The 13642-nt window shown below is 36.1% G+C and carries 7 protein-coding genes; 2 read left to right on the forward strand and 5 right to left on the reverse strand.

What is annotated here, in order from left to right:
• The first annotated feature begins 52 nt into the window (after positions 1-52).
• Positions 53-2683 carry an aminopeptidase N gene (gene pepN / locus BA1379B_RS04245; RefSeq protein WP_078692418.1) on the forward strand — a complete coding sequence of 877 codons (2631 nt, stop codon included), beginning with the start codon at positions 53-55 and terminating at the stop codon, positions 2681-2683.
• A gap of 293 nt (positions 2684-2976) precedes the next feature.
• Positions 2977-5286, forward strand: a complete 2310-nt coding sequence (locus tag BA1379B_RS04250; RefSeq protein WP_078673895.1) for an ATP-binding protein — start codon at positions 2977-2979, stop codon at positions 5284-5286.
• Between the two features lie 4 nt (positions 5287-5290).
• Here BA1379B_RS04250 and BA1379B_RS04255 read toward each other — a convergent pair whose 3' ends face one another.
• The 5 genes from BA1379B_RS04255 to BA1379B_RS04275 form a co-directional block, all read right to left on the reverse strand.
• Positions 5291-5848, reverse strand: a complete 558-nt coding sequence (locus BA1379B_RS04255) for a methylated-DNA--[protein]-cysteine S-methyltransferase (protein WP_078692419.1) — start codon at positions 5846-5848, stop codon at positions 5291-5293.
• Positions 5849-6764: 916 nt separating this feature from the next.
• Positions 6765-9689 (reverse strand): bifunctional [glutamine synthetase] adenylyltransferase/[glutamine synthetase]-adenylyl-L-tyrosine phosphorylase, encoded by a 2925-nt coding sequence (locus BA1379B_RS04260; protein WP_078692420.1) that lies wholly within the window; start codon positions 9687-9689, stop codon positions 6765-6767.
• 100 nt (positions 9690-9789) lie between these two features.
• The gene (locus BA1379B_RS04265) at positions 9790-11181 is read right to left on the reverse strand and encodes a sensor histidine kinase (RefSeq protein WP_035007038.1); all 1392 of its coding nucleotides are present in this window, start codon (positions 11179-11181) and stop codon (positions 9790-9792) included.
• Positions 11178-11864: a response regulator transcription factor gene (locus BA1379B_RS04270; RefSeq protein WP_035007037.1), complete on the reverse strand. Its 687-nt coding sequence runs from the start codon at positions 11862-11864 to the stop codon at positions 11178-11180. Before BA1379B_RS04270 ends, BA1379B_RS04265 begins: the two co-directional genes overlap by 4 nt.
• A 78-nt stretch (positions 11865-11942) precedes the next feature.
• Positions 11943-13448, reverse strand: a complete 1506-nt coding sequence (locus tag BA1379B_RS04275) for a Do family serine endopeptidase (protein WP_035007035.1) — start codon at positions 13446-13448, stop codon at positions 11943-11945.
• Between the last annotated feature and the right edge of the window lie 194 nt (positions 13449-13642).

Here is a 13642-nt window from a genome sequence, read left to right on the forward strand (position 1 = left end):
TAAGCAGCCTTTCAACAAATTATACTCTCCAAATATAGCAAGGGAAACAATTATGCAGCAAGAAACAATTCCTGTTTATCATTTAGAAGATTACCAACCAACACCCTATGCTATACCTAAAACACAACTTAATTTTTGTCTGAATCCAACAAAAACTGTCGTTAAAGCGACATTGTCTATTGAACCGCGTCAACATACAAAAGAATTAACACCTCTCGTACTTTCTGGTGACGAACTGACATTAATTTCTGTTGCTATCAATGGCGAAGAATTAGCTAAAAATGCTTATAAAAGCACTCCTTCGAACCTAGAAATTATTGCTCCTCCTGCAACTTCTTTCACATTACAAATAGTGACAGAATTAAACCCCGAAAGTAATCGTCAACTTATGGGACTTTATCTTTCAAACGGTGTTTATTGCACACAATGCGAAGCAGAAGGTTTTCGTCGCATAACTTATTTTTATGACCGTCCTGATATTCTTTCTACCTATTCAGTAAAAATTACAGCAGATTCTCAGACGGTTCCAATCTTGCTTTCTAATGGTAATCTCATTGAAACAGGCATCCTTGAAAATAATCGGCATTTTGCTGTTTGGGAGGATCCTTATCCAAAACCATCTTATCTTTTTGCTTTAGTTGGTGGAAATCTTGACCAACTTGAAGATCATTTTATCACAGCATCTGGACGGCCTGTTAAACTTGGTATCTATGTAGAAAAAGGTAAAGCTAAACAAGCAACCTATGCCATGGATGCCCTCAAACGTTCCATGCGTTGGGATGAACAATGTTTTGGCCGTGAATATGATCTAGATGTTTTTAATATTGTTGCTGTCTCTGATTTCAATATGGGCGCAATGGAAAACAAAGGTCTTAACATCTTTAATGATAAATATATCCTTGCAGATCCTGAAACAGCAACAGACAAAGACTATAGAAATATTGAACGTATCATTGCACATGAATATTTTCACAATTGGACTGGTAATCGTATTACCTGTCGTGACTGGTTTCAACTTTGTTTAAAAGAGGGATTAACTGTCTACCGTGATCAGGAATTTTCTGCAGATCAAAATATACGCAGTCTGCAAAGGATTGAAAACATAAAAATGTTGAAAGCTACACAATTTCCTGAAGACGCTGGTCCTCTTTCTCATCCTGTACGTCCTCGTCAATATAGTCAAATCAATAATTTTTATACTACAACTATCTATGAAAAAGGTGCAGAAGTAGTGCGTATGATACGGACTATCTTAGGTCCTGTGCTCTTTCGTAAAGGTATGGATCTCTATTTTCAACGCCATGATGAACAAGCGTGTACTATTGAAGATTTTATCGCTTGTTTTGCTGAAGTATCGGATCAAGATTTCTCACAATTTATGCTATGGTACGAACAAGCAGGTACTCCTCATGTGAAAATTGATAGCCATTATAATGAAGGTACTTTAACAATTCATGCACAGCAACATATTCCACCAACGCCACAACAAAATAATAAAAAACCCATGCTGATCCCTATTGCCTTTGATCTATTAGGAAGTGAGGGACAATCACTCATCTACGAAAGTGATACAACTATTCAATCAGATATTATGTTGCTTTCTAAGGAATCTCAAACCTTTCAATTAAAAGGACTACCTAATAAACCTGTTTTATCACTCCTACGAGATTTTTCTGCTCCCATTATTTTACAAACTCCATTTAACGAAAACGAACTGATTTTTCTTGCTCAAAATGATAGCAATCAAGTCAATCGTTGGCAGTCACTGAATATTCTCATAACCCAAGCTCTTATTCAAGTCATTCAAGATAAAACAGCTGAAAAAGCAACCATGCCCTCTAATTTACTAGAGCTGATTAAAACCATCATCAAAGATGAAAACCTAGAACCGGAATTTCGAGCATTTTGTTTAAATTTACCAAGCGAAAGTGAACTTGCACATACAATCGGTCAAAATGTTGATCCAGATCGAATACACTATGTACGTAATCAATTTTTAGCTTCTATTGCACACACCCATCAAGAACTTTTCACAGAATTCTACGTACAAATGCAGGTACAAGAATCTTATTCACCAAATGCTGAGCAAACTGGAAAAAGAGCATTACGCAATATCATCTTAGACTATCTCTCTATTGCTGAAGCTAATCCAGAGCGCACTGCCACACAATATGCCACATCTGATAATATGACAGATCGCATTGCCAGCATAACGATTTTAGTACAACGCTTTAACACAAGCAAACAAGCACAAAATGCTTTAAATGATTTTGAAAATCGATATTATCATAATCCTTTAGTCATGGATAAATGGTTTGCAATTCAAGCAATGGTTGCAGGAGCATCAACACTTGACTGCGTTCAAAAACTCACAAAACATCCGCTTTTTTCACAAGATAATCCTAATAGAGTACGTGCTTTGATTGGCACTTTTGCTTCTGGGAACCAAACAGGTTTTAACAGGATTGATGGAGCATCTTATCATTTTCTATGCCAAACTATTTTAGAAATTGACCCTAAAAATTCACAACTTGCTTCACGGTTATTAACAATTATGCGCTCTTGGAGACAATTGGAACCTATTCGACAGAAAAAACTCGAATCTGCATTAAAAACAATTGCAGCAGCAGAAAAATTATCAAGCGATGTAACAGATATCATCAATCGTACACTACTTGCTTAAAATAAAAATATTTATAATTAAATTATTGTAATATTGCTCTATTAATTAATCAAATTTAGTTCTTCTGCAGCTCTCATAACAATAAGCCTATAAATAGCTATTTTAGCCTATTTATAGGTAATATTAAAGTTCTTTTAATTTTCATAATTTATACTCATCAGAGTAAAATTATTCTTTTTTTTAAAAAAAGACTAGACAGAAGACTCTTGTTTTGATTCATTAGGCTTACTGAATTGTTATGAGTACCAAAACAGTTTTCTAGTTACATTATTCATGATTAGAGGATCCCAGAAATGGCTAAATTGGACGTGTATAACGCGGCCACAAGAATGCATTCTGATTCAAAACCAAGCGCTTCAAATCGCAGGGTAGGAGTAACACGTATTTCTAATTCAATTTACCAAAAACTCCTCTTTATCGAACCTTGGTTGCGACGTTCTATTCCATTCGCCATTATTATATCTTTGATTGTGTTAGCAACAATACGCTTTGCGTCACTTTATGACTGGCGCCATACAATTGATAAGAATGCGCGTTCCATACTTTCTCTTTTATCTTCCTCTATAGTAAATAAAATCGATCATGATTTACTGGCTTTTACTCAGCAAAAAAAAGTAGCCTCTCTTTCTCCTAATCATTTACAAAATATTCTAATAACCTTTCATCATCACAGCTCTACTCATATCAATCCTATGATAGCTATCCTTGATCGCAATGGAAATATACTAGCTTCGTCTAATTCAGAAATAATTTCAGGGGAGTCTTTACAGGATTTTATTTCTGGGAATATCATTTCATGGCCTCTCAAAAAAAACACTGGCATCATACCAATTACAATAGAACAAGAACCTGCTCTCGCTTCATTCAGCCAAACAGACAGTGGCCAATATGGAGTATTCATTAGTGCAACAAAAAAACATATCTATACGGAATGGGAAAAAAAGTTCTCATTAAATATAACTTTACTGATAGGAACAGTGAGTATTATTTTAGTTCTTCTCTATGCCTATTATAATCAAGTCACACGAGCACGTAATACAGATTTGATTTCAGAAAAAATTCAAAATCGCATTGATATGGCTATGATGCGGGGACGTTGTGGATTATGGGATTGGAATATGGCGAGTGGACGGGTTTATTGGTCACGAGCAATGTATGAAATGCTTGGCTATGAACCTCAAAATGCACTCCTATCAATTTCTCAAATTACTGCTATCATTGATCCAAAAGATGCAAATTTTTTTGAACTCGCTCAAGAATTAATGGAGAGTAAAAAAAAACATATCGATATTAATGTACCTATGCGTCACGCTGAAGGTCATTATGTATGGATGCGCATTCGCGCCGAAGTAACCGATGAAGAAGAACCTCACTTAGTTGGTATTTCCTTTGATATTAGTGAACAACATCAATTTGCTGAACAAACTGCACAAGCTGACCTTCGTATCCGTGATGCGATTGAAAATATTTCTGAATCTTTTGTCTTATGGGATTCAGAAGGACGTCTAGTTATGTCTAACAGCAAATTTTGTGAATATGCTGCTATCCCTAAACAAATGCTACAATCAGGAATTGAACGTGCAACTGTTGAAGCCATGTCACGTCCTGCTATCAGTGAATATCCTCTTAAGATAGATGAATCTGGTAACTTAACGAGTATTCGTCAAACTGCAAATGGCTACTGGCTTAAAATTAATGAAAGACGTACACAAGATGGAGGGCTTGTTTGTGTTGGCACTGATATCTCTGAACTTAAACAACAACAAGAAAAATTTGAAGATAGTGAAAGACGACTTTTTTCATTCATTCAAGAGCTGAAACGTGCTCGAGGCAATGCTCAACAACGTGCTACAGAAGTTGAAAAGCTTAATAAAAGCCTGCAAGAAGAAAAAGAGCGAGCCGAAAGTGCTAACAAAGCTAAATCAGAATTTTTAGCCAATATATCCCATGAATTGCGTACTCCTCTTAATGCTATTCTTGGTTTTTCAGAAATCATGTTACAATCTACCTTTGGTCCTCTCGGTTCACAACGCTATAAAGAATATATGCACGATATTCATAATTCAGGAACCCATCTTCTTACTCTTATCAATGATATTCTTGATATGTCAAAAATCGAAGCTGGAAGATTTACCCTTGACCGTAAAAATATCAACCTTGAGCCAATCATCAGTGAAACAATTCGTACACTAACGCCACAAGCACAAGCGAAAAAGATTTCTCTTACAACAAATATTGAACAAAAACTTCATGCTGATGTTGATTGTCGCGCTATGAAACAAATTTTTCTTAATCTTATCTCAAATGCTGTTAAATTCACACCTTCTGGTGGCAGCATTGATATCCGTGCTTTCCAGAAAAATAACAACCTTATCTTTAGTATTAAAGATACAGGTGTTGGTATTCCCCAAGAAGCAATCAAAAAACTTGGACAACCTTTTGAACAAGTTGAAAATCAATTTACCAAAACCCACCCTGGTTCAGGTCTTGGACTAGCTATATCTCGTTCTTTATTAGAACTACATAAAGGAAAACTAGAAATCACTTCTAAAGAAGGAAAAGGCACAATTGTAACGATTATAATGCCAATTCAACAAAATTAAATCTTTAATATCGTTCACGTTGTAGTAAAATTTGTTTGCGCTGAATACCCCAACGATAACCAGAAAGAGCACCATTCTTTCGGATTACACGATGGCAGGGGATCACTAATGCCAATTCATTACATGCACATGCATTAGCAACAGCACGGTACGCTTTTGGCATACCAATACTTTGCGCTAACTCTTTATAAGAAATTGTTTCTCCACATCGTATTTCACATAATGCAGTCCAAATTTTTTTTTGAAAAACTGTGCCATTGATATCGAATAGTAAATTGTGATGTTTTACCAACTTAGGAGTTTCAACCATCGCTACAATACATGCTATTTCTTGATTCAACACATTATCATTAATATTGTATTTTATATTGGTAAAACGCGTTCCTAATTCCTGTAATAATTGTTCAGTTGAATCGCCTAAAGCAATATAACAAATACCCTTATGAGATTTAGCTACCAAAAGACTCCCTATAGATGTCTTTCTTGCCGTCACAATAATCGTATCTTGCCTACTCTTGTTTTTACGCTTTTCCATTATACTTTGTGACATCTTTAAATTCATAGGAATCTCCTACAAATTAAATCTTCACCCATAAAAAATGACCTTATTCCAATGAACTCTAAACTTCTCGTATGAAAATCTAATGTAAACCCAAATATTTAATCCTAGGAATAAAGTTTGTCATTAACTTATAATGAAAGACAAACTTCTCTACTTTAGTAAGGGCACTAAACCTCATATCAATCTTATTGCAGATAAATACGGATGCAATAAGTAAAAAGAAAATCATAATCTTACTTATTATACTTAAAAGTATTGTACGTTAAAATGATAAACATATTTAATATATTGAGCATACTTCTCAGAAAAATAAATACTATAACAGCATATAATTTGATAAAATTTACTTTTTCTCCCTTTTCTCCTTATTACAGATCTATTTTCTTCTGAAGCAATTTAAACACGCATAACACGTCTACATCTATAGTCTTATTTTAACTTTTTCTTGCATCACAATAGGATATAGAAGAGATCCCTGAAAATTTGTCTCTTTCAACATTTGCATGAATCTCTATAATGTGTAAGGTACATAGTCATCATAAAATATACAACGATTATATATCTTCAGCATAGCTTACTTATTTCTTGTATTGTATCAATTCTCACCATACGTGTAATACTATAACCTTTGAGCTAAAATTTTACATATAAAATGATACATATATTAAATTGAACAGAGAAATAAATTATAAAAATATTATTAGTGATCGCTTTCTGTGAGTAGAAAATAATTGCTTAAAAGGAAGCTTATCCGTGTAATAAACTCACCTGCTTTATTGATTGACAATCAAAAAAGCTTTTCTGAGTTTATTAATCAAAAAAAATAAAGCATAGTATAATATTCATAGTTTATTTTAACATACATTCATTTGTATACTAAAAATCAACGTATGATTTTACTTAAAAAACATTCTATCTAGCGTCCCATAACTTGTGTAAAAATTGTACGCACTGATTGTCCTATTTCTTCAATTAATTTTTCAACACGTGGCAAATCAGGCTCGCCAATACTACGTAGCAAAAGATCGCTCAACCCAGGTGGCATATCATCAGGATTAAGAGCCTCATTTAAGCAAAGACGTATAATCTGACTTAAATTGTTATAAAGACAATAAGCGTAATGTAAATCAGCAATCAATGATTGACTTAGAAAATCGAGTGGTAAACGAGAAAGAATATCAGCTGTAGTCGCTCCAATTTGAAAATCAATGACATGAGTTATAAGAGCAAATTGAGCAATAAATTCAAGATCCATAATACCACCAGGTAGAGTTTTTAAATCCCATCGATTTGCCGGTGGTTTTTCTTTTTCAATTAAAGCACGCATTTCAAGCACTTCTTTTGCAACCTTCTTTTTATCACAAGGAAGTGCAATAATTTCCCTTACTTCATTTTCCAATTTTTGCAAAAAATCAGCATCTCCAGCTATACCCCTTGCACGGGTTAAGGCAAGATGTTCCCATATCCAAGCTTCCTGGCGTTGATATTTTCTAAAAACCTGAAAGGGAACAGCTATAGGCCCTTTATTGCCCAATGGCCGTAGTCTTAAATCAACAGTATAAAGAACTCCTTGATTTGTAGAAGTAGATAAAGCAGAAACAAAACGTTGTGTTAAACGGGTATAATATTGAGAAACATAGAGTGGCTTTTCTCCATCAGACATTTCTACATTTTCGTCATGCTCATACAGTAAAATAAGATCGACATCTGATCCTGCTGTTAATTCACAGCTTCCCAGCTTACCCATACCCAATATGCCAATACGTCCCCCTTTGATATGGCCATGATGACGAAAAAATTCTTCCTGAACAGCAGTAAGCGTTTTTGCAATCATGAGATCAGCGAGCGCAGTAAAAGCAAAACCTGCTCTATCTCCATTAATTGTACCATTCAAAAGCCGAATACCAATCAAAAAACGCTGTTCACCAGCAAAAATCCTTAGATGATCAAGAATTTCTTCATAAGAAGTGACACCTTCAAGAAAATATTGCAAACGATTTTCTAAATAATCTTTTGTTGGCAATTCTGAAAAAATTTTAGGATCCAGCATCCCATCAAAAACGTGTGGTGTACGTGTAATAATCTCGGCAAGCCGTGGTGCAGCACCCATAATACAAACCAACATATCTAAAAGGGGCGGATTTGACTGCAATAAGCTAAAAAGCTGTATCCCTGAAGGCAAGCCTTGCAAAAAACTATCAAAACACAACATTGCCTCATCTGCTCTTTTGGTCGCACCAAAAGCCTTTAAAAGTGCTGGTGTAAGCTCTGTTAATCTTTCACGCGCTTCAGCAGATTGAGTGGCCCTATAACGCCCACAATGCAATGTACGCATAATACGACAAATATCGCTTGCCCTTTTAAAACCTAAACGACTTAATGTAATAAGTGTTTCAGGGTCATCCTCCTCACCTGTGAAAACCAAGTTACCCATTTCCAAGCCAAGTTCTTGCTCGTGCTCAAACAACGCAGCATAATGTTCTTCCACTATCAGAAGTGTTTCTAACAAATCACGAATAAAACAGTGACTCTCTTGATATCCCATCAAATACGCAACGCTCGTAAATCGCGTAACTTCTTCTGGCAAAACATGCGTTTGTTCATCTGCAATCATTTGAATACAGTGTTCAACATTACGTAAAAAAGCATAGCTTTTTATAAGGCTATCTTTAATTTCCTCTCCGATCCAACCAAGATTGCAAAGCTCTGCTAACATTTCAACTGTTTTACGTCCACGTAATTGAGGTAAGCGTCCTCCAGCAATTAACTGTTGTGTTTGCACGAAAAATTCAATTTCACGAATACCCCCTCGTCCCAATTTGATATTATGACCATAAGCAGCAATTTGCCCATAATTTTTATAAGCATGGATTTGGCGTTTAATAGAATGAATATCAGCAATAGCTGCATAGTCTAAATATTTGCGCCATACATAAGGAGAAAGTTCTTTAAGAAAATTAAAACCTGCATCAATGTCGCCCGCTACTGGACGTGCTTTAATCATAGCTGCACGTTCCCAATTTTGACCACGCCCTTCATAATAACGCAGAGCAGCTCTAATAGGTAACGCCAAAGGTGTTGAACCTGGATCTGGTCGGAGTCGCAAATCGAGCCGAAAAACATATCCTTCGGCAGTACGCTCTTGAATGATACGGATTAATCGGCGCACCATTTTTGAAAATATATCAACACTTTCATAGGAATCTCCCACATGAGATGACATTTCATCAATTAAAATAATCAGATCAATGTCAGAGGAATAATTAAGTTCTTCAGCGCCAAATTTCCCCATCCCTAAAACAATTAAACCACAATCTTTCTCTGGTATATCACGATTAGCTAAACGTATTTTTCCACAATCATGAGCTTCTCTCAAAAGAAAACGTAAAGCTGCACCTAATGCTGCTTCACCAAGACGTGTCAGCCATGCGCAAGAAACCTCATAAGTAAAAACACGACTTAAATCAGCTAAAGCAATCAGAGTGTGCGCTTCTCTTTTCTTGCACCTTAAAGCCGCCATTAATGAAGTTTCATGAATCATTTCAGCTCTATCAACGGCAGCAATATCTTCTACAATTTCACTGAGCCTTGTTTCTATATCTGTAGTCAATAAAGGACTAAGATAAGAGGGATTTGCAATCAAAACTCCACGTAAAAAAGGAGATAAAGTCATGACTGCGCAGATAAAATCAACTTGCTCTCCTCCACCTACAATATAGGAAACCAATGGTTCTAAATTTTCTTTTCTTGCTTGTTCTTCAATATCTTTCAACCATTGTGAACCACTCTCATCAAGAGGACGTAAAGGAAAAAGCCGTGTTTTTAAAAAAGCTGTCTTCATCTGCATTCCATCAAGAAAGCATTTTAGTTTTCATTCTATTTTATTGCATAACAAAATTAGAAAAAGGCAATATCTATAAAATAAACAAGCAATAACAATATTAAGGAAATAATAAAACAGCTTTCAATCCTGGATTTGCGTTTTCAAGTAACAATTCGCCCCCATGAAGTTTCATAACAGCTTTTGTTATACTTAAACCAATACCAAAACCAGGTTGTGTGCGGCTTTCTTCAAGACGAACAAACCGTTCTATCACTTTTTCACGTTTATCTTCTGCTATTCCTGGACCATTATCACTAACTACAACGCGCAAACGTCCTCCATCATCCTCCATTGACAAAGAAACCTCTGCCTTTTTTTCACCTATAGATGCATATTTGATTGCGTTATCAATAAGATTTAAAATTGATTGTGTAATAAGTTCACGATTCAGCTTGAGCTCTTTATCAAAAGTATGTCCCAATCGAAGCGAAACACCAGCTTCTTCAGCAAAAGGTTCATAAAATTCAACCGCATTTTCAAGAATCAATTTTATATTCGTTATTTCAAGATTCTCAATTGAGCTACCTGCTTCAATACGTGAAATCATTAAAATAGCACTAAAAGTACGAATAAGATAATCTGATTCAGCAATAACATCATCCAGAGCCTGCCGATATTCAAACTCTGTTTTCTTTCCTACAAGTGCTTCTTCGGCACGATTTCTGAGACGAGTTAGTGGTGTCTTAAGATCATGAGCAATATTATCTGACACCTGACGCAAACCAGTATTTAATTCTTCAATACGATCTAACATAACGTTAAGATTAACTGACAATCGATCAAACTCATCACCGGCTCCAGAAACGGGTAAGCGCCCACTAAAATCACCATTCATCAAACGCTGTGATGCAGCTGTTACACGATCAATCCTTTGTAATGCGCGCCGACCAATAAAAAACCATATTAACAAAGCACCTCCAACCATTGCTGCAAGAGCAATCATAACGGCTTTACGAATAACTGTTACAAAACGTTCCGGTTCATCTAAATCTCGCCCAACAAGAAGTTTCATAGCATTGGGTAAATCAATAATAGCCGCTAAAGCACGATGTTTATTTTGTTCATTTATCTGGCCATTTTCTCCAAAGCGTGAATACAAAAAAGAATGAGAAAGAAAGCCATTAGATTGAAGAATCCCAGGTTCTATGTGCGCAACATTCCCTGCCAAAATACGACCCGTTGGATCAGTGACAAGATAAAGAAAAGCCCCTGGTTGACGTGAACGATAATCAATAGTACGCATTAATATAGGCAACCCACCATAATTATAAGCACTCTCGATATACCTTAATTCTTCACGTAAAGCTTGTTCCGTTTGGTCTGTCAGTAATGAAATAGCGAATGCTGTCATATAAAGAGAAAGTCCCGCCGCAACTAATCCAAAAAGCAAAATATAAAGCGCAGAAAGCCTCACTGCAGTCGTACGCATCATGTTGATTAAACGGTTCATATTTTCTTTTCTGGTGCCTTTAGCATATATCCTGCTCCACGAACTGTATGCAAAAGGGGAACATCAAAATCTTTTTCAATCTTTGCTCTTAAACGAGATATATGAACATCAATAACATTTGTTTGCGGATCAAAATGGTAATCCCAAACATTTTCTAAAAGCATCGTACGAGTAACGACCTGTCCAGAGTATCGCATTAAATACTCCAGTAAACGAAATTCACGCGGTTGCAATATAATGTTCTTGTCACCACGCTTCACTATATGTGCTAATCGATCAAGTTCGAGATCGCCAACACAATAAACAGTTTCTGCTTCCTTCGGATTTTTTCGCCTTCGTAAAACTTCAACACGCGCAAGCAGTTCAGAAAAAGCAAAGGGTTTTGTCAGATAATCATCTCCACCCGCACGCAAACCAGTTACACGATCATCAACCTGACCTAAAGCAGAAAGAATAAGAACTGGTGTTTCGATGCCTTTTGCACGCAACTCAGTAACAATAGAAAGACCGTCACGATATGGAAGCATGCGATCAATAACCATCACATCATAATTTACCGTCTCAGCAAAAGTATACCCCGTATCTCCATCATAAGCAATGTCAGCTGTATGTCCTGCCTCCAAAAAGGCTTTCTCGAGATAACGCCCTGTCTCACGATCATCTTCGATAATGAGTATCTTCATAAACGCATCTCCATTATTTTATTCAATGATTGATGAAACAGAAACCTTAGTCAGTTTCTGTTTCACTTCTTATAAATGTTATTTTTTTAGAATTGGAAGGGCAATAAAACGATTCTGATCATTTGTTCGCACTTGTAACAATATCGCATTTCTCCCTAGTTTTTTTGCATCTTTGATTGCATCAGTAATATCAGATGCTTTTTTGACAGGCCTATTATTAACCGTTACGATGACATCACCAGGACGTACTCCCCTATCAGCTGCATCTGCATCTGAGTCCACATCCGTTACAACCAATCCTACACCATCATCAGAAGGAGCTACAATCAAACCATAATCTTCTAACGTTTCATCTGAATTACCATGTTCACTTGAATATTTTCCTTTTTCTCGCTGTCCCTCATCTGCTGGCATGGAATCAAGCTTAACCTTAATACTTTCCTCTTTACCCGATCTCCAAATTCCTAAAGTAACAGTTTCTCCAGGCTTAGTATTTGCAATACGCTTTGCTAGATCACGTGCATCATTAATTTTTTCGCCATTAACTGCAATAATTACATCCCCTGCTTTAACGCCAGCCTTTGCTGCTGGCCCTTTGAGCGGATCAGTAATTAAAGCACCTTTAGATTCTTTGAGACCAATTGAATCAGAAATTTCTTTTGTAACAGCCTGAATTTGCACACCGATCCAACCTCGCTGAACAGAACCTTTTTCCATAAGTTGTTTCACAACCTGTTTTGCTGTTGCTGAAGGAATAGCAAAAGCAATCCCAACATTCCCACCAGAGGGAGAATAAATTGCTGTATTAATTCCAACAACTTGTCCATTAAGATTAAACGTTGGCCCCCCAGAATTACCACGATTAACAGCAGCATCAATCTGAATAAAATCGTCATAAACACCAGCACCAATATCACGTCCACGCGCAGAAACTATACCCGCTGTTACAGTTCCACCAAGGCCAAATGGATTCCCGACAGCCACTACCCAATCTCCCACATGGATTGTCGAATCATCTGCAAAATCAACGTATGGAAACTTCCGTTTATCATTTACTTTTAATACCGCAAGATCAGTTCGGGGATCTGCTCCAATAAGTTTTGCCTCAAGTTCTGTACCGTCATCGAGAATGACAGCATAGCTCGTTCCCTCCGCAATGACGTGATGATTGGTAACAATATAACCATCAGAAGAGGTAAAAAAGCCAGATCCAAAGGCAATAGGACGAAATTTACGCGAACGATTCAAAGGCTTATTATTAGGAAGAGCATGATTATAAAAATCTTTAAAAAATCTTTTCAAAGGATGTTGATCTGGCAACTGATCAATCCCTGGACTGCTAAAAAAATTACTAAAGAAACGCTCTTCTTTCTTAGCATTACTCTTCACTTGCACAGAAACAACAGCTGCTTTTACTTTAGATACAACATCTGCAAATCCTTGTTGTTGTACTGAAGGAACAAATACAGGATTCGCATAGGTATTTGTCACCCAAAAGCTTGATCCGGTAAAAAACATCGTACTTGCTAAAAATACAGAACAACTTACTGCTGTTAACATCATACGAAAATTTGATCTGATCATTTTTTATGCTCCTACTCAGTAATATTTTAACCATACTGTAATTAACAATAAAACAGTAAATATTACTGTTTTCTGTCTAAATTATTAAAGTTTTGTAAAGTTGATGATAAATAACATTCAGATGAAATAAATCTAAACTATCCGTTTAAATCCCTCACTTTTCTTTATCCATATAATATCCATTTTAATTTCAA

The sequence above is a fragment of the Bartonella sp. A1379B genome (genome assembly GCF_002022485.1).
Classification (GTDB): domain Bacteria; phylum Pseudomonadota; class Alphaproteobacteria; order Rhizobiales; family Rhizobiaceae; genus Bartonella; species Bartonella rochalimae.